This is a genomic window from Streptomyces sp. NPDC050658 (genome assembly GCF_044457025.1).
Lineage (GTDB): Bacteria > Actinomycetota > Actinomycetes > Streptomycetales > Streptomycetaceae > Streptomyces.
This window is the reverse complement of record NZ_JBITGM010000001.1, coordinates 243,471-263,735: the sequence shown is the minus strand read 5'-3', so window position 1 is coordinate 263,735 and position 20,265 is coordinate 243,471. Positions and strand designations below refer to the sequence as shown.

General features: G+C 71.6%; 21 protein-coding genes. 14 read left to right on the top strand and 7 right to left on the bottom strand.

Translation table 11 applies throughout. The features are described 5' to 3' along the window. Positions 1–157: 157 nt before the first annotated feature. Positions 158–1,129, bottom strand: coding sequence for a right-handed parallel beta-helix repeat-containing protein (locus tag ACIBKX_RS01295; protein ID WP_363272387.1), 972 nt, complete (start codon positions 1,127–1,129; stop codon positions 158–160). Positions 1,130–1,316: 187 nt separating this feature from the next. Between ACIBKX_RS01295 and ACIBKX_RS01290 the strand changes: the two genes are divergently transcribed. From ACIBKX_RS01290 to ACIBKX_RS01275, 4 genes are all read left to right on the top strand, one after another. Then, positions 1,317–2,255: a PAC2 family protein gene (locus tag ACIBKX_RS01290; RefSeq protein WP_363272386.1), complete on the top strand. Its 939-nt coding sequence runs from the start codon at positions 1,317–1,319 to the stop codon at positions 2,253–2,255. Between the two features lie 23 nt (positions 2,256–2,278). Then, positions 2,279–2,881: a dephospho-CoA kinase gene (gene coaE, locus ACIBKX_RS01285; protein WP_363272385.1), complete on the top strand. Its 603-nt coding sequence runs from the start codon at positions 2,279–2,281 to the stop codon at positions 2,879–2,881. A 15-nt stretch (positions 2,882–2,896) separates the two neighbouring features. Continuing rightward, on the top strand, positions 2,897–3,280 hold the full coding sequence (locus ACIBKX_RS01280) for a DUF3592 domain-containing protein (RefSeq protein WP_363272384.1): 384 nt from the start codon (positions 2,897–2,899) through the stop codon (positions 3,278–3,280). An 82-nt stretch (positions 3,281–3,362) separates the two neighbouring features. Next, on the top strand, positions 3,363–3,734 hold the full coding sequence (locus ACIBKX_RS01275) for a tetratricopeptide repeat protein (protein ID WP_363272383.1): 372 nt from the start codon (positions 3,363–3,365) through the stop codon (positions 3,732–3,734). 49 nt (positions 3,735–3,783) lie between these two features. Here the strand turns inward: ACIBKX_RS01275 and ACIBKX_RS01270 are convergent, their stop codons facing one another. Further along, on the bottom strand, positions 3,784–4,044 hold the full coding sequence (locus tag ACIBKX_RS01270; RefSeq protein WP_363272544.1) for a DUF6343 family protein: 261 nt from the start codon (positions 4,042–4,044) through the stop codon (positions 3,784–3,786). Positions 4,045–4,230: 186 nt separating this feature from the next. Here ACIBKX_RS01270 and ACIBKX_RS01265 point away from each other — a divergent pair, with 186 nt between their 5' ends. Both ACIBKX_RS01265 and ACIBKX_RS01260 read left to right on the top strand, forming a co-directional pair. Further along, complete coding sequence (locus ACIBKX_RS01265; RefSeq protein ID WP_363272382.1) at positions 4,231–5,229, top strand: acyltransferase domain-containing protein; 999 nt, start codon at positions 4,231–4,233, stop codon at positions 5,227–5,229. Between the two features lie 57 nt (positions 5,230–5,286). Continuing rightward, positions 5,287–6,009, top strand: coding sequence for a class I SAM-dependent methyltransferase (locus ACIBKX_RS01260; RefSeq protein ID WP_399375571.1), 723 nt, complete (start codon positions 5,287–5,289; stop codon positions 6,007–6,009). A 295-nt stretch (positions 6,010–6,304) separates the two neighbouring features. Here the strand turns inward: ACIBKX_RS01260 and ACIBKX_RS01255 are convergent, their stop codons facing one another. Further along, positions 6,305–6,766 carry an RNA-binding S4 domain-containing protein gene (locus tag ACIBKX_RS01255; RefSeq protein WP_363272380.1) on the bottom strand — a complete coding sequence of 154 codons (462 nt, stop codon included), beginning with the start codon at positions 6,764–6,766 and terminating at the stop codon, positions 6,305–6,307. Positions 6,767–6,936: 170 nt separating this feature from the next. Between ACIBKX_RS01255 and ACIBKX_RS01250 the strand changes: the two genes are divergently transcribed. From ACIBKX_RS01250 to pip, 4 genes are all read left to right on the top strand, one after another. Continuing rightward, positions 6,937–8,352, top strand: coding sequence for a M20/M25/M40 family metallo-hydrolase (locus ACIBKX_RS01250; RefSeq protein ID WP_399375569.1), 1,416 nt, complete (start codon positions 6,937–6,939; stop codon positions 8,350–8,352). Continuing rightward, positions 8,349–9,881 (top strand): Na+/H+ antiporter NhaC family protein, encoded by a 1,533-nt coding sequence (locus tag ACIBKX_RS01245; RefSeq protein WP_363272378.1) that lies wholly within the window; start codon positions 8,349–8,351, stop codon positions 9,879–9,881. The genes ACIBKX_RS01250 and ACIBKX_RS01245 overlap by 4 nt, the downstream gene beginning before the upstream one ends. Positions 9,882–9,985: 104 nt before the next feature. Continuing rightward, a complete protein-coding gene (locus ACIBKX_RS01240) occupies positions 9,986–11,176 on the top strand; it encodes an MFS transporter (protein WP_363272377.1) in 1,191 nt (396 codons plus the stop codon). A gap of 56 nt (positions 11,177–11,232) precedes the next feature. Further along, positions 11,233–12,186: a prolyl aminopeptidase gene (gene pip, locus ACIBKX_RS01235; RefSeq protein WP_363272376.1), complete on the top strand. Its 954-nt coding sequence runs from the start codon at positions 11,233–11,235 to the stop codon at positions 12,184–12,186. Positions 12,187–12,210: 24 nt separating this feature from the next. Here pip and ACIBKX_RS01230 read toward each other — a convergent pair whose 3' ends face one another. Further along, on the bottom strand, positions 12,211–12,861 hold the full coding sequence (locus ACIBKX_RS01230; protein WP_363272375.1) for a GntR family transcriptional regulator: 651 nt from the start codon (positions 12,859–12,861) through the stop codon (positions 12,211–12,213). 236 nt (positions 12,862–13,097) lie between these two features. Between ACIBKX_RS01230 and ACIBKX_RS01225 the strand changes: the two genes are divergently transcribed. The 3 genes from ACIBKX_RS01225 to ACIBKX_RS01215 all read left to right on the top strand — a co-directional run bounded on the left by ACIBKX_RS01225 (position 13,098) and on the right by ACIBKX_RS01215 (position 16,474). Further along, the gene (locus tag ACIBKX_RS01225; RefSeq protein WP_363272374.1) at positions 13,098–14,585 is read left to right on the top strand and encodes an NCS1 family nucleobase:cation symporter-1; all 1,488 of its coding nucleotides are present in this window, start codon (positions 13,098–13,100) and stop codon (positions 14,583–14,585) included. Then, a complete protein-coding gene (locus tag ACIBKX_RS01220; protein ID WP_363272373.1) occupies positions 14,585–15,301 on the top strand; it encodes an aspartate/glutamate racemase family protein in 717 nt (238 codons plus the stop codon). The genes ACIBKX_RS01225 and ACIBKX_RS01220 overlap by 1 nt, the downstream gene beginning before the upstream one ends. A gap of 153 nt (positions 15,302–15,454) precedes the next feature. Then, complete coding sequence (locus ACIBKX_RS01215) at positions 15,455–16,474, top strand: glycoside hydrolase family 6 protein (protein WP_399375660.1); 1,020 nt, start codon at positions 15,455–15,457, stop codon at positions 16,472–16,474. Between the two features lie 35 nt (positions 16,475–16,509). Here ACIBKX_RS01215 and ACIBKX_RS01210 read toward each other — a convergent pair whose 3' ends face one another. Then, a complete protein-coding gene (locus tag ACIBKX_RS01210) occupies positions 16,510–16,923 on the bottom strand; it encodes a RidA family protein (RefSeq protein WP_363272371.1) in 414 nt (137 codons plus the stop codon). Between the two features lie 114 nt (positions 16,924–17,037). Between ACIBKX_RS01210 and ACIBKX_RS01205 the strand changes: the two genes are divergently transcribed. Next, positions 17,038–17,874 (top strand): alpha/beta hydrolase, encoded by an 837-nt coding sequence (locus ACIBKX_RS01205; RefSeq protein ID WP_363272370.1) that lies wholly within the window; start codon positions 17,038–17,040, stop codon positions 17,872–17,874. A gap of 11 nt (positions 17,875–17,885) precedes the next feature. On the opposite strand, the gene ACIBKX_RS01200 is transcribed toward ACIBKX_RS01205, so the two are convergent. Then, positions 17,886–18,896 carry a hypothetical protein gene (locus tag ACIBKX_RS01200; protein ID WP_363272369.1) on the bottom strand — a complete coding sequence of 337 codons (1,011 nt, stop codon included), beginning with the start codon at positions 18,894–18,896 and terminating at the stop codon, positions 17,886–17,888. Further along, positions 18,893–20,257, bottom strand: a complete 1,365-nt coding sequence (locus tag ACIBKX_RS01195) for an MFS transporter (RefSeq protein ID WP_363272368.1) — start codon at positions 20,255–20,257, stop codon at positions 18,893–18,895. The genes ACIBKX_RS01200 and ACIBKX_RS01195 overlap by 4 nt, the downstream gene beginning before the upstream one ends. Positions 20,258–20,265: the final 8 nt, after the last annotated feature.

Below are 20,265 nucleotides of genomic sequence, written 5' to 3'. Positions count from 1 at the left end.
CGGGCCCGCACCCTTTGGGGGCGGGCCCGCCTTCTTGCGCTTCGCGCGGGTCGTGTGTCACCTGTCGGTCGGTGGGGGCTTGTCGCGCCCACGCGGCGGAGCCGCAGGATGTGACGGCCCCGCGCCCCCAAGGACTTGTCCCTTCGGGACGTTGCCCTTAGGGCGTCACGCCGATGTTCGTCAGACCCTTCCCGCCCGTCACCGTGTTGCTCGCGTACACCGTCGTCCTGCAGTTGTCGCCGTAGTTCGTCACGTTGACCGCCAGCTGCTTGTCGCCCGTCGCGCCCGTCAGATCCGACTTGTTGTCGCGGAAGACCGTGCCGCAGCCCCAGCCCGACTGCTGGGAGTGGGTCTCATAGCCGTTGTTCGTGGTGTTCTTGCCGGTGTTGTCCGCGACCACGTAGTCGTTGCCCTTCACGTCGATCCACGAGTCGTCGTAGTTGTTGCCGGTCAGGCCCTTGCCGTCGAACGTGTTGCCCGAGACCTCGCCGCCCGTCGTGCCCTCCTTGAGGTCGATCGCCTCGCCGCCGACGTCCGGGCCGATCGTGTTCCCGATGATCTGTACGTTGTCGCTCTTGTCGGAGAGCGTGTTGGCGCTGCCTACGTAGACGCCCTCTCCCATGCCCCTGCCGTCGTTCCCGGTGTCGTAGATCCGCGAGTTCTTGATGACGCCGTCGCTGCTCGACTTCCGGAAGTGGACGCCCTCCATGTCGAGGCCGTGGACCGTGACGGTGTCCACGGTGACGCCCCTCGCGGAGTCGATCATGATGCCCTTCTGGCCGCCGGTGACGGTGATGCCCTTCACCGTCCAGTACGAGGCGCCGTTCAGATGCAGCCCATAGCCGCCGCCCGCGGTGAGCACCGCCTTGGCGGAGCCGGTCAGGGTGATGCGGGAGCCCGAACTCGCCGCCGTACTCGTCTTGAAGTTGCCTGAGTACGTTCCGTCGGCGAGGTGGATCGTGTCGCCGGGGGAGGCGGCAGTGAGTGCGGACTTGAGCTCGGCTGCCGTGGAGACCTCGATGACCTCGGCGGCGTCGGCGGCCGGTGCGGCGGTGGCCGCGAAGGCCAGGCCTCCGGTGGCCGCTGTCGCGGCGAGCGCGGAGATGAGCAGGGTGCGTCGGGTGCGCATGTGGGGGTGCCCTCTCTGTTCTTGTACGTGAACCTCGGATGTCATTCTGAACGTAGAGGCGTGCCATGTCCGCGTCAAGGTATGGACCAAGGGGCGTGCCGCGCCCGCTCCGAGCGGAGGGAATGCCTTCGCCCCGGCGCGCGTTGAGCACTACGAGTCACGATGCAGAAGGCGAGGGGCGGTCACAGTGCTTGATCCGCAGGGTTTGTACTCATGGGAGCCGAAGGGGCTTGCCGTCGTCGACATGGCGCTCGCCCAGGAGTCGGCGGGCCTGGTGATGCTCTACCACTTCGACGGGTACATCGACGCGGGCGAGACCGGTGACCAGATCGTCGAGCGGCTCGTGGACAGCCTGCCCGGCCAGGTCGTGGCACGCTTCGACCACGACCGGCTCGTCGACTACCGCGCGCGCCGCCCGCTGCTCACCTTCAAGCGCGAGCGCTGGACCGACTACGAGGAGCCCACACTCGACGTGCGGCTGGTCCAGGACGCCACGGGAGCGCCCTTCCTGCTGCTCTCCGGACCCGAGCCGGACGTCGAGTGGGAGCGCTTCGCCGCCGCCGTCCAGCAGATCGTGGAGCGCCTCGGCGTCCGCCTCTCCGTGAACTTCCACGGCATCCCCATGGGCGTGCCGCACACCCGCCCCGTGGGCCTGACCCCGCACGGCAACCGCACCGACCTGGTGCCGGGCCACCGCAGCCCCTTCGACGAGGCGCAGGTGCCGGGCAGCGCCGAGGCCCTCGTCGAGTACCGCCTCCTGGAGGCGGGCCACGACGTCCTGGGCGTCGCCGCGCACGTGCCGCACTACATCGCGCGCTCCGCCTACCCGGACGCGGCCCTCACCGTCCTGGAGGCCATCACCGCGGCGACCGGCCTGGTCCTGCCGGGCGTCGCGCACGGACTGCGTACCGAGGCGCACCGCACGCAGACCGAGATCGACCGGCAGATCCAGGAGGGCGACGAGGAACTGGTCTCCCTGATACAGGGACTTGAGCACCAGTACGACGCCGCCGCGGGCGCCCAGGATCGGGGCAATATGCTCGCCGAGCCCGTGGAGATCCCGTCGGCCGACGAGATCGGCCAGGAATTCGAACGTTTCCTCGCCGAGCGGGAGGGCGACGTCTGACGTCACCCCCTAAGCTGCCGGTCATGCTGAAGGTGGGTCTGACCGGCGGTATCGGCGCCGGCAAGAGTGAAGTATCGCGGCTCCTCGTCGCGTCCGGAGCGGTGCTGATCGACGCCGACAAGATCGCCCGCGAGGTGGTGGAGCCGGGAACGGACGGTCTGGCGGCGGTCGTTGAGGCCTTCGGACCGGAGGTCCTCGCTCCGGACGGCTCGCTGGACCGGCCGAAGCTGGGCTCGATCGTCTTCGCCGACGCGGACAAGCTGGCCGTACTGAACGCGATCGTGCACCCCCTGGTCGGCTCCCGCTCGGCCGAGCTGGAGGCCTCCGCCTCGGACGACGCGGTGGTCGTACACGACGTTCCGCTGCTCGCGGAGAACGGCCTCGCGCCGCTGTACGACCTCGTGGTGGTCGTCGACGCGAGCCCCGAGACCCAGCTGGACCGCCTGGTGCGGCTGCGCGGCATGAGCGAGGAGGACGCCCGCGCGCGGATGGCAGCCCAGGCCTCGCGCGGCAAGCGCCTGGAGATCGCCGACATCGTGATCGACAACGACGGCCCGCTGGAGGGCCTGGAGCAGCGCGTCGGCGCGGTGTGGGCGGACCTGACGCGGCGGGCGGGCGCGGCCTAGAAGGGGGCTGGGGCAGTGGTCGTACTGGCGGTGTTCACCGCTGTCGGCGGCCTGGTCGCGCTGCTGGCCGGCGCCTACGGCCTGTGGCACACCCGGCGCATCACCGAATCCGGAGAGGTGGCGCGGGCCCTGGTCAAGGCGGTGCAGCCGGGGGCCACGCGGCCGACGCTGCAGTTCGAGACCGGAGACGGACGGGTCGTCGAGGTGGTGTCGCCGGTGCCGCGCAGCCGGAAGCGCCCGCTGGCTCCCGGCGACCGGGTGCGCATCGCCTACGACAGTGACGATCCCCGGGAGACGGTGCTGCTCGGCCACGAGCGCAGGGGCATCGACCGGGGCTTCGTGGGCGCGGGCGCGGCGGTGTTCGTCCTCGGGCTCGTGCTGCTGGTCGTGGCGCTGTGAGCCGCCCGCCCGCACGGGAAGCGGCGGAATACGCTTCCACGTGAAGGGCGTTGACACAGTGGAGCGAGGGAAGGAGTCACGCGTGCCCGAAAATACCCCGGAGACCCATGTCATCGACTTCCGCGCGGCGGAGCAGCTCCTTGCCGCGCGCGATCCCCGAGGCGCGGTGAAGCTGCTCGACACGGTCATCGCGGCGCACCCGGAGAACACGGCGGCGCGGCTGCTGAGGGCCCGCGCCTTCTTCGCGGCGGCCCAATTGCGCGCCGCCGAGCTGGAGTTCAGCATCGTCCTGGAGCGCGAGCCGGACAACGCGTTCGCCCACTTCGCGCTCGCCCGCACCTATGAGCGCGCGGCCAAGCCGGACCAGGCGCGGCGGCACTTCCGCCTCGCGGCGGCGCTCGACCCGCAGCCGGAGTATCTGGCGGCGGCGCGCTTCGAGGGCGGCGAGGGCTAGCCCTGCCTCGCTCTGGCCCTGCCTTGCTCCGGCATTACCTCGCTCGGCCCTACCTCGCTCGTGGCGGTTCGTACGGCGGGATGTCGCGGCCCGGCTGATAGTGCGGGCCCTGGTGGATGCGGTGCAGGACGACCACCAGGTCGGCGGTGACGACGAGGCAGAGCACGCCGCAGGCCGCCGCCCAGCCCGGCCGTCCCGCGAGCGCGAAGGCGGCGGTGCCGGCCATCGCCCAGAACAGGCCCCATACGCTGAACCAGAAGCGCATCCGCAGGGGGCTGCGCGCTGTCAGCGGTTCACTGCCCGTGCGCATCATGAGGGTCATCTCCACCCTCTCTCCCCCCGATTCTCCACCCGCTTCTCCACCGGGCGGGGTCAACCCCTCCACCCTCCAGGATCCACCCGTGGGTGGTGGTCCGGAAGGGCCGCAGGGCGCAAGATCGTAGATGTGCCGACGATGCCCATGCGTCGCCGGTGTCGCTGATCGGGGGGCAGGACTGTGCTGGACGTACTGAATGATCGTGCGAGGACGGATGAGGGCCTCGCCGCGTGGCTGCGGGATCTCGAGGGCGCGAGCGCGCCGAGTGCGGGCGCGGCGCTGCCGGACGCCGACGACCTGCCGGAGGTGCTCCTCGACCTGTCCGTGCCGCACGAGGAGGTCAATGGCCTGGTGGCGCTGCGCGGGCGGCTCCTCGCGGAGCCGGACGGGCAGTGGCTGCTCGACCGCTGCGTCGCCGCGCTGGTGCGGGACATCGGGAGACCGGGGGCGGGACCCGGGATCCCGATGCTGCCCGAGGAGTCGGGGGAGCTGGGGCGCTCCTTCTTCCTGTTCGTGTACGTGGCGGCGCTGCCGTACGTCCGGGCCTATCACCGCGCCCGCGGCATCCCGGACGACGTCTCGCGCCGCACCCTCGCCGACCTCGGCCGCCATCTGGCGGTGCACCGCAGGGCGCGCGGTGGGCGCGGGCTCAAGGCGCCGGGGTGGCTCAGCCTGCATTTCCGCGGTGAGATCTATCAGTTGGGCCGGCTGCAGTTCCAGCGCGCCGTCCTCGGTGCGCGGATGGGAGGGGCGACGGCCGGCGCGGGGCACTCGGCGGGACCGGGCGATCCCTGTCTCAACGTCCATATAGCCGACTTCCGGGGGCCGTTGACTCCGGAGGCGTGTGACCGGTCGCTGGCGCTTGCGCGGGATTTCTTCGCGCGGCACTTCCCGGAGGAGCGATATGAGACAGCCGTGTGCCACTCCTGGCTGCTCGACCCGCAGCTGAAGCGGTATCTGCCCGCGGAATCGAACATCGTCCGCTTCCAGGAGCGATTCCGGTCGGCTCAGGGCTATGAGGAGGAGCCGGACGACGGCGGCCCCATAGCCTTCATCTTCGGCGACCGGGACCTGCCCGTGGCCGAACTGCCGCGGCGGACCAGCGTGGAGCGGGCGGTGGGGGACCATCTGCGGGCGGGAGGGCATTGGTACGGAGGGCATGGCTGGTTCCCGCTGTAGCGGGCGCGGCGGAGGAGAAGGGGGGAACGGGCCCGCGGGGCGCTTCGTTGACGGGGCATGACTGCTGAGATGCGTGAGGGACACGAGGGAACGGGACCTGGAGCGATCACGCCGGACGGCTGCGCGGTGGATCTGTACACCCGGCTGACCGTCGGGGACGAGCCGGACGTCATCGAGGCCGCCGTGCCGGCCGGGGCGCACATCCTGGAACTGGGCAGCGGGGCGGGGCGGGTGACCCGGCCGCTGATCCAGCGGGGCTTCCGGGTGACGGCGGTGGACGAGTCGGCCGAGATGTTGGAGAAGGTCGAGGCGCGAGCCGGGTCGGAGGGAGTCGGCGGCCTGGTGCGGACGGTGCGCAGCGCGATCGAGTCGCTGGACCTGGACGAGACGTTCGACGTGGTGATGCTCGGCTCGTTCCTCGTGCACGAGGGCGATCTGGCGGTGCGGCGCGGCATGTTGGAGACCTGCCGGAAGCATGTCGCGGACGGCGGCTGTGTCCTGATCCAGCGGGAGGGCGCGGACTACCACACGAACCTGCCGAGGGAGCGGGTCGATCCGGGCGGCTACACCGTGCGGATCGTGTCGGCGGACCCGGTCGGCGACGGGGTGAACAGGGTGCACGCGGAGTACATCTTCCCGGACGCCCGCTGGACCCAGACCTTCCTGGCCCGCCCCCTGACGAAGGACCAGTTCGAAGAGGCCCTGGCAGAGGCGGGTCTGAAGGTCGACAAGTACCTGACGGAGGACGAGATCTGGGTACGGGCGGTGGCGGTCAGCTGAGCAGCCGGGCTGAGGGTTGGCTTCGCCGGGTTGGCTTCGCCCGGCGGTGGCTTCGCTCAACGGTGGCCGGCCCACATGAGGCCAGGCCCGGCGGTGGGCTCGCCGGACCGTGGGTGGTCGGGTCACCCGCGCCCAGCCCGGCGGTGGCCTCGCCTGAGGGGTGGCCACCGCCGGACAATGGCTCGGCCCACCCGCGGCCACTCCCACCTGGGGTCACTCCCACACGTGGCCCCGCCCGCACGTGGCCCCGCCCGGCTGGGGCTGCGGGCTGGACGGAGTTGCGGGTCGGTCGGGTCTACGCGCCCTCGAAGCCCCGTAGACGCTCCATGTCCCTGCGGTCTCGCTTGGTGGGGCGGCCTGTGCCGCGGTCGCGTACGCCGGCGGGGGCCACTGCCTCGCGGGGTGGTGGGGGAGGGCTGTTGTCGACGTAGCACTCGACGGCCACGGGGGCGCCGACGCGCTTGCGGATGAGGCGCTTGACGACCACGACGTGTTCGCGTCCGCCCGCGTGCCGCAGCCGTACCTCGTCGCCCACGTGGACGCCGTAAGCGGGCTTCACTCGCTCGCCGTTGACCCGGACATGGCCGCCCTTGCAGGCCGCCGCGCCCATCGAGCGGGTCTTGACCAGGCGTACGGACCAGATCCAGGCGTCGACCCGCACGGAACCGCCGCCCGAGCCGGAGCCCCCGCCCGAGCCCGGGCCCGCGTTGGTCGCGTCGCCGTTGCCCTTGCCGTCGCTCGCAGTCTCCGAAGCCATGCCCCGACTTTAGTGCGTGGGCGGTGGGTGGGGGGCCGGTGCGGCAGCGGTGCCGCATCGGCTCGTGCCCGGCGAGCCGTCCGGAATCACTTCGTCCCCGAGTCCGATAATTCGGGCTGATCGCCGCATAGCGGGATGAAGAGCCGGACGAAGAGCGAGGGGTGCCGACCGTGAAGCCCGAAGAGACCGTCGATGACCTGATGGACGCGTTGCGCGCCGACCTCGAGCGGCTGGCCGCGATCCCCTCGATCGCCTTCCCCGGCTTCCCGGCCGAGCCGGTGCGGGAGGCGCACGATCTGCTCGTCGAGTTGTTGCGGGGAGCGGGTGTGACCGGCATCGAGCGGCTCGAGCTGCCGGACACCGCGCCCGTGATCTACGGAGAGATCCCGCCGCCGTCCCCGGACGCGCCGACGGTCCTGCTCTACGGCCACTACGACGTGCAGCCGCCCGGTGACGAGAGTCTGTGGAAGTCGCCGCCCTTCGAGCCGACGCCGATCGAGGGGGGTCTGCGGGCGCGCGGCATCGCGGACGACAAGTCCAACGTCATCGCGCATCTGGGCATGCTGCGGGCCTACGAGGGGCGCCCGCCGGTCGGGATCAAGGTCGTCATCGAGGGGCAGGAGGAGTACGGCAGCGCCTTCGACGACTATCCGCCCACCGATCCGGAGCGGTTCGCCTGCGATGCGATGGTCGTCGCCGACCTCGGCAACCTCCGGCCCGGCACCCCCACGCTCACCACCGCGCTGCGCGGCGCCAGCGAGGTGGTCGTCGAGGTGCGCACCCTTGAAGAGCCGCGCCACAGCGGGGAGTTCGGCGGTGCGGCGCCCGACGCACTGGTCGTCCTGCTCAAGGCTCTGGCCACCCTCCACGACGTACACGGGGATGTGGCCGTCGAAGGGCTGCGGCGCGAGGACTGGAGCGGGACGAGTTATACGGAGGAGGAGTTCCGTGAGCTGGCCGGGGTGCGGGACGGGGTGCCGCTGGTCGGCAGCGGCAGCCTGGGCGAGCGGCTCTGGAGCGGCCCCGCGATCACCGTCATCGGCCTGGACGCTCCCGGCGTCGAGCACGCCGCGTCGGCCGTCGTGCCCTACGCCCGGGCCAAGCTGAACCTCCGCTTCCACCCCCGGCAGGACCCGAAGGAGGCACAGGCGAGGCTGGTCGACCATCTGCGCTCGCTCAAGCCGTTCGGCGTCCCGCTCGCCGTCACGCCCGGCGACACGGGCCCCGGCTACGAGGCGGCCACCGGCGGCCCTGCCTACCGTGCGGCGCGCGCCGCGCTCAAGGAGGCCTGGGGCGAGGAGGCCTCGTACGTCGCGACCGGCGGCTCGATCCCGCTGGTCAACGGTCTCGCGAAGGCGGCGCCCGGCGCCGAGGTGCTGCTCTTCGGCGCTCAGGACAGCATGTGCAATCTGCACGCCCCGAACGAGCGCGTCCTCTTCTCCGAGCTGCGCAACACGGTCGTCGCGATGTGCGCCTTTGTCCGCGAGTACGCCGCCGACTTCAAAGCCACAGACCTCAAAGCCGCAGATCCCAAAGCCGCCGACATCAAGGCCGCCGACATCAAGGCCGGAGGCGGCGCCGCGTGAGCGTGACCGACACCGGGGCCGAGCCCGACACCGAAGAGCCCCCGCGGAAAGGGAAGTTCACCTTCCCCAGTGCGCTGACCGTCCTCGCGGTCGTCACCGTGGCCGTCTGGCTGCTCGCCTTCCTCATCCCCGCGGGTCAGTACGACCGCAACGACTCGGGCGCCCCCGTCCAGGGCACCTACCACCGCGTCGACTCCGGCCAGTCCTTCGTCGACCGCCTGGGCGACCTCTTCCTCTCTCCCGTCAACGGCCTCTACGGCATCCAGGACGAGAAGACGTCCCTGGTCGCGCCCGACAACGTGGGCGCGCTGTACGGCAGCGCGGGAGTCTTCCTCTTCGTGCTCGCCATCGGGGCCTTCATCACGGTCGTGTTCGCGACCGGTGCCCTCGACCGGGGCATCGGCCGGCTCGCGCACCGGCTGCGCGACCGCGGGGCGCTGCTCATCGCCGGCGTCATGGTCGTCTTCTCCGTCCTCGGCACCGTCGAGGGCTTCGCCGAGGAGACGCTCGGCTTCTACGGACTGATCGTGCCGCTGATGCTCGCGCTCGGCTACGACCGGATGACCGCCGTCGGCGCGATCATCCTCGGCGCGGGCGTCGGGGTGCTGTGCTCGACCGTGAACCCCTTCGCGACGGGCGTCGCCTCGTCCGCCGCCGACATCTCGCTCGGCGACGGCATCGTGCTCCGCTTCGCGATGTGGATCGTCCTGACGGCGGTCACGGTCGCCTATGTCATCCGGTACGGCAAGCGCGTACAGAAGGATCCGGGGCGTTCCCTCTCGGGGTTCCTGCCGGGCGACCGCGAGCAGTCCGCCGCCGACGCGGGCGAGGTGCCCGAACTGACCCGCCTGCACAAGGCGGTGCTCGTCACCACCGCCCTCGTGTTCGCCTTCATGATCTTCTCGGTGGTGCCCTGGTCGAGCGCGCTCACCGGCAAGGCGGACGCCGAGCCGTACGGTTTCGAACTCGACTGGTCCTTCCCGCAGTTGGCGGCGCTGTTCCTGTGCGCGGCCGTACTCGTCGGGATCGTGGCGCGGATGGGGGAGCAGAAGCTCAGCTCGACGATCGTCCAGGGCGCGGCCGACTTCGTATCGCCCGCGCTCGTCATCCTGCTGGCCCGCGGGGTCACGACGATCATGAACAACTCGAAGATCACGGACACCGTCCTGCACTCCATCGAGGGCGTCGTGAAGGGCACATCGTCCGGACTCTTCGCGATCATCATCTTCGTCGTGAACCTGCCGCTCGCCTTCCTGATCCCCTCCACCTCCGGCCACGCGACCCTCGCCATGCCGATCCTCGCGCCGCTCGCCGACTTCGCCGGGGTCTCCCGCTCGGTCGTCGTCACGGCCTGGCAGGCGGCCAGCGGGTGGATGAACCTCTGGGTGCCGACGACGGCGGTGACCATCGGCGGTGTCGCGCTCGCGAAGGTCGGCTACGACAAATACCTGCGGTTCGTCTGGCCGCTCCTCGCCATCCTGTTCGTGCTGATCTGCGGGTTCGTGGCGCTGGGGGCGGCGGTGACGTGAGGCGTACGGGTCCATCTGCGTGAGGCGTACGGGCCCACCCGTATGGGCACCCGTACGGCCCAACGGGGCGCGCCGAGCCGGGTGATCATTCCTAGCGTGGGGGAGTGGACGAGACTCTCGCAGCCAAGCCTTCAGCCGCCGCCTACCGCAATCTGGCGGTGGCGACCATCGGCTTCACGCTCACCTTCTGGGCCTGGGACCTGGTGGCGCCACTCGGCAGCGACTTCAAGGACCGCCTTGGGCTGAGCTCCTTCGAGCAGTCGCTCCTCGTGGCGGTGCCGGTGATCGTCGGCTCGCTGGGCCGGGTGCCGGTCGGCGCGCTCACCGACCGCTATGGCGCCCGGCTGATGTTCCCGCTGGTCTCGGCGCTCACGATCGTCCCGGTGCTGCTGATCATCCCGGCCAGGAACAGCTATCTCGCGATGCTCGCGGTGGGCTTTCTGCTCGGACTCGGCGGTACGACGTTCGCGATCGGCATCCCGCTGGTCAACTCCTGGTTCCCGCCCGCCCACCGGGGCTTCGCGCTCGGCGTCTTCGGCATGGGCATGGGCGGAGTGGCGCTCTCCGGATACTTCACGCCGCGGATCGCCAAGCACGGCGAGACGCTGCCCTTCGTCGTCGTGGCGATCGCGCTCGCCGCGTACGCGCTGCTCGCCGCGGCGTTCATCACCGACCGCCCGGACCGGCCCGTGCCCACCAGTTCCCTCGGCACCCGGCTCGGGCGGGCCGGCCGGCTGCGGGTCACCTGGGAACTGTCCGCGCTGTACGCGATCGGATTCGGCGGGATCGTGGCCTTCGGGGTGTATCTGCCGACGTATCTGAAGACCTGGTACGACCTCTCGCCCACCGACGCGGGCACCAAGGCGGCCGGTTTCGCGCTCGTCACCGTCGTCTTCCGGCCCATCGGCGGCTGGCTCTCCGACCGCATCCATCCGGCCACGGTCACCTCGGTCGCCCTCGCGGTGGTCGCGCTCTTCGCCATCGTGCAGGCCTTCGACCCGGCGCTGGACCCGATGGGCACGATCTGCTTCCTGGTCATGGCGGCGGGACTCGGCACGGCGAGCGGCAGCGTCTTCGCCCTGGTCTCGCAGGTCACCCCGCAGCCGCAGGTCGGCTCCGTCACGGGCATCGTCGGCGCGATGGGCGGGCTCGGCGGGTTCCTGCCGCCGCTGGTGATGGGCGCGATCTACAGTGCGAAGGACTCGTACTCGATCGGCTTCATGCTGCTGTCCGACCTCGCGCTCGCGGGCTGCGTGTACGCGTACGGGCGGATGCGGAACGCGAAGGCGGGCTGAGGCGGCCTTCCGGGACGGGAGCATGGCCGGGTGCCGGGCGGGGTTAGGGTGCCGCGATGGGCCTCTATCCGGACATCGAACCCTACGACCACGGCATGCTCGACGTCGGTGACGGCAACCGCGTGTACTGGGAGGTCTGCGGCAATCCGCTGGGGAAACCGGCGGTGGTGCTGCACGGAGGACCCGGTTCCGGGTGTACGCCCTTCTTCCGGCGGTACTTCGACCCGGACGCGTACCGGATCGTGCTCCTGGACCAGCGGGGCGCCGGGCGCTCCACGCCGCGTGCGAGCGATCCGGCGACGGACATGAGCGTCAACACGATGCCGCATCTGATCGCCGATCTGGAGCTGCTGCGGCGCCATCTGCGGATCGAGCGGTGGCTGGTGTGGGGCGTGTCGTTCGGTTCCGTGCTGGGGCTGCGGTACGCGCAGACGCATCCCGACCGGGTCTCGGAGGTGGTCCTCACGGGGGTCGCCACGGGGAGCCGCGCGGAGGTCGCGCTGCTGACCCGCGGGCTCGGGCGGCTCTTTCCCGAGGCGTGGGAGGCGTTCCGTGCCGGGGTGCCGGAGGGGGAGCGGGACGGGGATCTCGCCGCCGCGTACGAGCGGCTGCTGGCGTCGGACGACGCGGAGGTCCGGGCCGCCGCCGCCCGGAGCTGGACCGACTGGGAGACGGCGTTCGTGCCGGCGCCGCCGAGGTCGGTGCCGCGGTACGAGGACGCCGCCTTCCGGGCCGGCTTCGCCCGGACCGTCACGCACTACTTCGCCCATGACCACTGGCTGGGCGGGGACGAGGTGGTGCTGCGGGACGCCGGTTCGCTCGGCGGGATTCCGGGGGTGATGGTGCAGGGGAGCCTGGACTTCGGGAATCTGCTGGGGGTGCCGTGGCGGTTGCGGGAGGCGTGGCCCGGCAGCGAGCTGGTCCTCGTCGACGACGCGGGGCACAACGCGGGGGCGCGGGGGATCGCGGAGGAGCTGGTGCGGGCCACGGACCGGTTCAGGACGGGCTGAGACGCGGCACCGAGGGGGTGCGCGCTACTCCTCGCCGAAGAGGTGCCGCACCGTGGAGCGGTAGTTGGTCTGCACGTGGGCCAGGGCCCGCTCCCGTGCCAGTGCGGCGTCGCCCGAGGCCACCGCCTCGTACAGATCCTGATGCTCCGTCAAAAGGTGCGCCCACTCCTCGTTGCGCCGCGTCATCCAGCGCAGCCGCCCGTCCACCGGCTCCATCACGGACGTGAGCAGGCTGTTGCCCGCCATGGCCAAGAGGCGGTCGTGGAAGCGGGTGTTGATGTCCGTGATCGCTTCCCCGTCCGCCGTCCGCGTCGCCTTCGCCGCGCTGTCGAGCAGCGCGGACAGCTCCGCGAGGCCCTCCTTTGTGGCCCGCTCCGCCGCGCGGCCCGCCGCGTAGACCTCCAACGCCTCGCGCAGCTCGAAGAGTTCGGTCACGTCGGTGCGGGTCAGTCGGCGTACGACGGTCCTGCGCGGCGTCTCGAAGGTGATGAACCCCTCGGCCACCAGCGCGCGGATCGCCTCGCGGACCGGGACCCTGGACACCCCGAGGCGGTCGGCGAGTTCCCGTTCGACCAGGCGGTCCCCCGGGCCGAGGTGCCCGGCGATGATCTCCTGCCGCAACTCGGCGAGCACGCGCTCGCGCACGGCGCCGATCGGCTGCTCCACGGTCGTCATGGGGTCCATCATTGCCGAACCCCGCATCGATTTACCGATTCGTAACCGTACGGACATTGCCGGGCGCCCTCCCCGGCGGGAGTATGGCCGCACTTTGGTATACCAAGTCTTGGTATACCAAAGCCGTCATTCCCCCTGCGCTCCGTCCCCGAGCGCCCACCCCATACCCCCGTCCCCGAGCACCCGCACCCCCGTCCCCGAGCACCGCACCTCCGTCCCCCCTCGCAGGAGGCCCCGTGTCCCTCGACCAACGCGCCGACGCCCCCGGCACGACCCCGGACTTCGTCCCCGACCCCCGGCTCACCAACGAAGACCTCGCCCCCACCGCCGAACGCAAGTGGAAGGTCTTCGACCTCTTCGCGCTCTGGATGTCCGACGTCCACAACCTCGGCAACTACACCTTCGCCGCAGGCCTGTTGGTGCTCGGACTCAACGTCTGGCAGATCTTCACCTCGCTCCTCGTCGGCTTCGTGCTCATCTATGTCGGGATGAACATGATGGGCCGCATCGGTCAGCGCCACGGCGTGCCGTTCCCCGTCGTCAGCCGCATCAGCTTCGGCGTCTGGGGCGCCAATATCCCCGCCCTCATCCGGGCCGTGATCGCCATCATGTGGTACGGGATCCAGACCTATCTGGCGTCCATCGCGGTCAACGTCATGCTCATCGCCGCCTTCCCGGGCCTGGAGTCGTGGACCGAGGGCACCTTCCTCGGCCTGCACGCCCTCGGCTGGTGTTCCTTCGTCGCCCTCTGGCTGGTGCAGGGGCTGATCATGACCCAAGGCATGGAATCCGTACGGAAGTTCCAGGACTTCTGCGGGCCCGCCATCTGGGTCGTGATGATCGCCCTCGCCGTGTGGATCCTCTGGAAGGCCGGCTGGACCATCTCGCTCACCAGCACCCCGAACCCGGTCTCCACCGGCGAGCAGGTGCGGCAGTGGTTCGGGGCCATCGGCCTCATCCTCGCCACGTACGGCACGCTGATGCTCAACTTCTGCGACTTCTCGCGCTTCGCCCCCGACTACCGCACCGTCAAGCGCGGCAACTTCTGGGGCCTGCCCATCAACTCGACGGCCTTCGTGATCCTTTCGGTCGTCGTCACCGCGGGCAGCCTCGAGGTCTTCGGCAAGGCCATCACCGACCCCGCCGAACTGGTCGCCGAGATCGGCAACACCTGGGTGCTGATCTTCGGGGCGCTCACCTTCGCCGTCGCCACGATGGGCGTGAACATCGTCGCCAACTTCGTCTCACCCGCGTACGACCTGGCCAATGTCTGGCCGCAGAAGATCACCTTCAAGATCGGCGGACTGATCTCCACGGTCGCGGCCCTGCTCGTCACACCGTGGAACCTCTACTCCAACCCGACCGTCGTCAACTACTTTCTCGGCGGCCTCGGCGCCTTCCTCGGGCCGCTGTTCGGCATCATCGCGGTCGACTACTTCTGGGTGAAGCGCGGACGCATCGACACCGAGGCCCTGTTCAAGGCCGAGCCGGGATCGGCGTACTACTACAAGAACGGCGTCAACCCGAAGGCGCTCGCGGCCTTCCTGCCGACGGCGGGCTGCGCGGCGGTGTGCGCGCTGGTGCCGTTCTTCGACTATGTCGCCCCGTACTCCTGGTTCATCGGGACCGCCACGGCCGCGCTCCTGTACGCCGTGCTATGCCGCTCCGAGCGGACGGCCGAGCCCGTGGCGGCGGAACCCTCGGCCGCCGAGGTGGAGGGCTAGTGCGCATCCTCGTCACCAACTGCAACACGACCGGGTCGATGACCGAGGAGATCGTGCGCGGCGCCCGCGACGCCGCCGCCCCCGGCACCACGATCACCGGCCTCACCCCGGCCTGGGGCCCGGAGTCCGCCGAGGGGTGGCTCGACAGCTATCTCTCGGCGGCCGCCGTCCTCGACACCTTGCGGACGTACGAGGATCCGTACGACGCCGTGGTCATGGCCGGCTTCGGCGAGCACGGACGCGAGGGCGCACGGGAGCTGCTCGACGTGCCCGTCGTCGACATCACCGAGGCCGCCGCCCATCTGGCCTGTCTGCTCGGCCGCCGCTACGGCGTCGTCACCACCCTCGACCGGGCCAGCGGCCAGATCGAGGACAGCCTGCACGCGGCGGGCGTCGCGCGGAACTGCGCGGCCGTCGTCGGGACCGGGCTCGGCGTGCTCGACCTGGGCGACGCCGAGACCACGTTCCGAGCCTTCCTCGCCGCCGCCGAGCGGGCCCGGGACGCCGGGGCGGAGGTCCTGGTGCTCGGCTGCGCCGGGATGACCGGGCTGCAGGAGAAGGTCGGCGCCGCCCTCGACATGCCGGTGGTCGACGGTGTGGCCGCCGCCGTGAAGCTCGCCGAGTCGCTCGTCGGCCTCGGGCTCACCACGAGCCGCGTCGGCGGATATGCCAAACCCCTGCCGAAGGCCCGTACTTGGGGGCCGCCGTCGGAGTGATCTTAGGGAACGATCTGCCGCACGACCGGCGGGGGACAGGGCCTCGCGGGGCTCGGACGACCGCAGACTCCGTGCAATGCGCCGGGCGGTCCGGCGCCCAGCCGCTGGAGGTGCCCGGTGTCACAGCCGGCCGTCCGACCCGACGAGGCCCGTCTGAGGCCCCGCGCCGTCGCCCTTCGCCGTACCGTCCGTCCTGTCCGTGCCCTCCGTTCCGGGCTCCTCGCCGCCGCGCTGCTCTTCGGCGCGGCGGCGAGTGCTTGCGCCGAGGCGTCCGGCGCCCCCGGAGCCGCCCCCGGCGACACCGCCTTCTGGGTCGAACCGGACAGCTCCGCGCTCCGGCAGTCCACCGTGTGGCGCCGCCAGGGCTACACCGCCCAGGCCGCGCTCATCGACCGCATCGCCACCCGCTCCCAGGCGGTGTGGCTGCACGACCCGCACCCCGGCCCCAAGACTCGCGCGGTCACGGAGGCGGCCGCCAGGGCCCGGCGCACCCCCGTGCTGGTGGCGTACTACATCCCGCACCGCGACTGCGGCGAGTACTCGCAGGGCGGGGCGGCGAGCGCGGCGGAGTACCGGCGGTGGATCGAGGAGTTCGCCGCAGGCATCGGCAACCGCCCCGCGTACGTCGTGGTCGAACCGGACGCCGTCGCGCAGGAGGTGGCCGGCTGCGCACGGGCCGACGCGAGCGAGCGGTACGCCCTGCTCGCCCACGCCGTCGGCCGGCTCAAGGCCCGCCCGCAGGTCAAGGTCTACCTCGACGCGGGCAACTCCGGCTGGATCCCCGGCGAGCACCGGCTTGTCGCCCCGCTCCGGAAGTCGGGCATCGCGAAGGCGGACGGCTTCGCGCTCAACGTCTCCAACTACCAGACGAACGCGGTCAGTTCGGCGTACGGCCACCGTCTCGTGCGCGCCCTCGGCGGCGCGAAGCACTTCGTCGTGGACAGCAGCCGCAACGGCAACGGCCCCTACACCGGCTCCGGCCTGTCCTGGTGCAATCCGCCGGGCCGCGCCCTCGGCACCCCGCCGACCACCCGCACCGGCGACCCCGCGATCGACGCCTATCTCTGGGTCAAACGCCCCGGCGAGTCCGACGGAACCTGCCGGGGCGGCCCGCGCGCCGGCCAGTGGTGGCCGCAGTACGCCCTCGGCCTGGCGAGCAGGGCGAAGGGATAGGAGCAAGAGATAGGAGCAAGGGCTAGGAGCAAGGGCTAGGCGCCCGGCGGCACCACTGCCGTGGCGGTGATCTCCACCAGCTGGCCGGGGTAGCCGAGGCACGTGACGCCGAGCAGCGTCGACGTGTGCGGGCCCGCGTGCAGATCGGACTCGCGGACGACCTCCCAGGCCTCGGTCAGGACGCCGGGTTCGTGGCCGACGACGTACACCGTGCTGGTGACCACCTGGGACAGATCGCTGCCGATCGCGCGCAGCGCCTCGTCGAGGTTGGCGATGACCTGCGCGGTCTGGCGGGGCACGTCGCCCTCCCCGACGAGGTTGCCCTCGGGGTCCAGCGGTACCGAACCCGCCATGAACGCGAGGCGGGTGCCGGCGTCGACGACGGCGGAGTGGGCGTATCCGGGCGGCGGGAAGAGGGTGGGCACGACGGTGCGGTGCGGAGTGGTCATGATCCGATCGTGCGGGAGAGCGGCGGGCCTCCGCATCCGAATTCGGCGGCGGGGCCCGGCGGACCGTCCGGTTTTCGGTTGCCGTGGCCGGAACGCGCTGTCAGGATCGCGCGCATGCCTACCCTCTCCGCGTACGACGGCACCGACCTCGCCTTTCACGAGTACGGTGACGGCGCCCCGCTCATCTGTCTGCCGGGCGGACCGCAGGACTCCGTGTATCTCGGCGAGCTCGGCGGGCTCTCCGCGCGGCGGAAGCTGATCATGCTGGACATCCGAGGGACCGGGCAGTCGGCGCTCCCCGGCGATCTCACGTCCTGCCGGTGCGACCGGCTCGTCGACGACGTCGAGGCGCTGCGCGAGCACCTCGGGCTCGACCGCGTCGACCTGCTCGGGCACAGCGCGGGCGCGAACATCGCGGTGCAGTACGCGGCCCGGCACCCGGAACGGCTGGGCAAGCTGCTCCTGATCACCCCGAGCACCAGGGCCGTCGGCGTCGCGATCCCCGGCGAGGCCCGGCGTGCGACGGCGCTCCTGCGCAGGGACGAGCCCTGGTTCCCCGAGGCCTTCGAGGCGCTGCAAGCCATCGTGTCCGGCAACGCCACCGCCGACAGCTGGCAGGCCATCGCGCCCTTCTCGTACGGCAGATGGGACGCGACCGCCCAGGCCCATCAGGCCGCCGAGGCCGGCCAGCAGAACCCGGCCGTCACCGAGGCCTTCGGCGCCGACGGTGCCTTCGACCCCGAGGCCACGCGCGCGGGGCTCGCCGCGTTCGGGGCGCCGGTGCTGCTGGTCGCCGGGGAGTTCGACCTGGGCGCGCCGCCGTCCGCCGTGGCCGAGGTGGCCGGTCTCTTCCCCGACGCCACGTTCGTCGTACGGCCGGGAGCGGGGCACTTTCCGTGGCTCGACGACGCGGAGGGGTTCGTCGGGACGATCGGGGAGTTCCTCGGCTGAGCGCGCGGGCGTCAGTTCACCTGCGCCGGTGAACTCGCTCCCGCCACCAGCAACTTCGGCTTCCCTTCGCCGTCCGCCCGCGTCGACCAGATGTCCTGCTTGCGGCCCTCCCCGCCCGGCAGGGCGTAAGCGAGGGTGTCGTCGTCCAGCCACGCCGCCTGGTCGTCGACGCCGCGGGACTCGGCGAGCGGGCGCTCGCGCATCGTGCGCAGGTCGAGGACGTACAGCCGCCAGGGGTCCGAAGTCCCCTTCCGTACCCGCTTCTTGAACGCGATGCGGGTGTTGTCGGGGGAGAGCGACGGGCACTCGACGTTCGTACGCAGCGTGCGCGCCGCCCACTTCTTCATGTCGCCCTCGACGAGGTACGTCTTGCCCTTCGTCGAGACCGTCGCATAGAAGCGGTTGTCGTCCTTCGTGAAGGTGACGCCCCAGTAGTTGACGTCGGGGGAGTGGTAACGGCGGCCGTCGAGGGTGAGGGGGATCTGCTCCATGTTCTTGATGAGATAGCCGGTGCGGGTGTCCAGGATCGACGTACGCGTGGAGAAGGACGAGCCCGCGTAGGAGTCGCCGGTCGCGAACATCGTCCACGACAGCATCCGGCCCGACGCCGAGACCCGCGCCCTGTTGGGGATGCCGGTGAGCGCGATGCGGCGCTTCTCGCGGAGCCGGTCGTCCAGGACCACCGCGTAAGACTTGGGCGGGATGCCCGAGCGGCGCTGGAGGCAGAGTGCGGTGCCCCCGGCGGCGTAGAACCGCTCACAGGAGGGGCCTCCGGTGGTGCGGGGTTCCTTGCGCGGTCCTTTGCCGGGCCGCGTCGCGGTGCGCGCGACGCGGCCCGCGCCGGCCTCCGAGCTGCGGAAGTACAGCTGCCCGGCGTCGAGCGCGAACTCCGAGGCGGTGGCGGTCGGTTCGGCGCGCCCGGCCGCGTGCAGCGTGTAGGCGACGGCCACCGTGGCGAGGACGGCGGCGGCAGCGGCCACGGCGATGACGCGGGCGCGGAGTGAGCGTGGGGGTGGGGTCATGCCTGCCTTTCGGGGGCTTCGGTGGCTCCGCCGCCGCCGGGTACTCCGGCGCGTCCGGAGCCTTCGGCGCGGGGCAGCAGCAGTGCCGCACCCGCCAGCGCCGCCGCGAGGGCGAGTACCGCGCAGGTCAGCGCCGGGCCGACGCCCCACAGCGTCCACGCCGCACCGAAGCCGGCGGCGGCGACCAGCCGGGCGAGGGCCTGGCCCGTCTGGAGCACCGCCATGCCGCTCGCCCGGCGGCCCGAGGGAAGCACGGGCGTGGCGAGCGCCATCAGGACGCCGTCGGTGGCGGCGTAGAAGATGCCGAGAAGCAGCAGTACGCCGATGAGCAGGGGCAGGCCGTCGGTGGGGCACAGCAGCAGCACGTACCCGCCGAGCAGTGCCGCGTGCCCGGCCAGGAACGGCACCCGGCGGCCCACCCGGTCGGCGATCCGCCCGGCCGGCACCGCGAGCAGCAGATAGACGGCGGCGGCGCCGAGCGGAAGCAGCGGGAACCAGCTCACCGCGAAGTCGAGCCGCCGCTGCAGCAGCAGATAGAGGAAGGCGTCGCCGATGGTGGCCGCGCCGAGCAGCGCCGCGGCGCCGAGGATCCGGCGGAAGGCGGGGACGCGGAGAAGGTCAAGAACCTTGCCCCGCTTGGTCTTTGACGGGTGGTCGGCGGCCGCCCGCACCGCCGGGACCGTGTCGTGGCGGCCCGGCACGAACGCCACGAGCATCAGTACGCCGAGCAGCCCGAAGCAGAAACTGACCACGAACACGGCGTCGTACGCGTCGGCCGTCGCCCACAGCAGCGCGAACGCGGCGAGCGGCCCGAGCAGCGCACCCGTCGTGTCCATCGCGCGGTGCACGCCGAAGGCGCGGCCGAGGGCGTCGGGCGGGCTGCTCAGCGAGATCAGCGCGTCGCGCGGCGCGGTGCGCACACCCTTGCCGATGCGGTCGGCGGCGAGCGCCGCGCCGATCCCGGCCGTGGCGCCGCCCGCGAGGAGCAGGCCGAGCCGGGAGAGCGCGGAGAGGGCGTAGCCGCCGCCCGCGACGAGCTTGTGCCGTCCGCCGCGGTCGGCGGCGTATCCGCCGAGCAGCCGCACGAACGCGGTCACGCCGTTGTAGAGGCCGTCGAGGAATCCGAACTGGAGGGGGGAGAGGCCGAGTTGGAGCACGAAGTAGAGCGGCAGGACCGCCGTGACCATCTCGGAGGAGATGTCGGTGACCAGGCTGACCGCGCCGAGGGCGAGGACGGGCCCGGCGACGCGGCCGCGCTTGGCCGGGCCCGGTGGCGGTGCGGGCCGCGCCTCTTCGGCGTCGGCCTGCGCCCCTGCCCTGCCCTTCGCCTTCGCGACCGCGTCAGTGGATGCCAGATACATCCGGGCGG

Coding starts and splice junctions, on each gene's coding strand:
- ACIBKX_RS01295 (WP_363272387.1), bottom strand. CDS start 1,129: ATGCGCACCCGACGCACCCTGCTCATCTCCGCGCTCGCCGCGACAGCG.
- coaE (WP_363272385.1), top strand. CDS start 2,279: ATGCTGAAGGTGGGTCTGACCGGCGGTATCGGCGCCGGCAAGAGTGAA.
- ACIBKX_RS01270 (WP_363272544.1), bottom strand. CDS start 4,044: ATGCGCACGGGCAGTGAACCGCTGACAGCGCGCAGCCCCCTGCGGATG.
- ACIBKX_RS01260 (WP_399375571.1), top strand. CDS start 5,287: ATGACTGCTGAGATGCGTGAGGGACACGAGGGAACGGGACCTGGAGCG.
- ACIBKX_RS01255 (WP_363272380.1), bottom strand. CDS start 6,766: ATGGCTTCGGAGACTGCGAGCGACGGCAAGGGCAACGGCGACGCGACC.
- pip (WP_363272376.1), top strand. CDS start 11,233: ATGGGCCTCTATCCGGACATCGAACCCTACGACCACGGCATGCTCGAC.
- ACIBKX_RS01230 (WP_363272375.1), bottom strand. CDS start 12,861: ATGACGACCGTGGAGCAGCCGATCGGCGCCGTGCGCGAGCGCGTGCTC.
- ACIBKX_RS01210 (WP_363272371.1), bottom strand. CDS start 16,923: ATGACCACTCCGCACCGCACCGTCGTGCCCACCCTCTTCCCGCCGCCC.
- ACIBKX_RS01205 (WP_363272370.1), top strand. CDS start 17,038: ATGCCTACCCTCTCCGCGTACGACGGCACCGACCTCGCCTTTCACGAG.
- ACIBKX_RS01200 (WP_363272369.1), bottom strand. CDS start 18,896: ATGACCCCACCCCCACGCTCACTCCGCGCCCGCGTCATCGCCGTGGCC.
- ACIBKX_RS01195 (WP_363272368.1), bottom strand. CDS start 20,257: ATGTATCTGGCATCCACTGACGCGGTCGCGAAGGCGAAGGGCAGGGCA.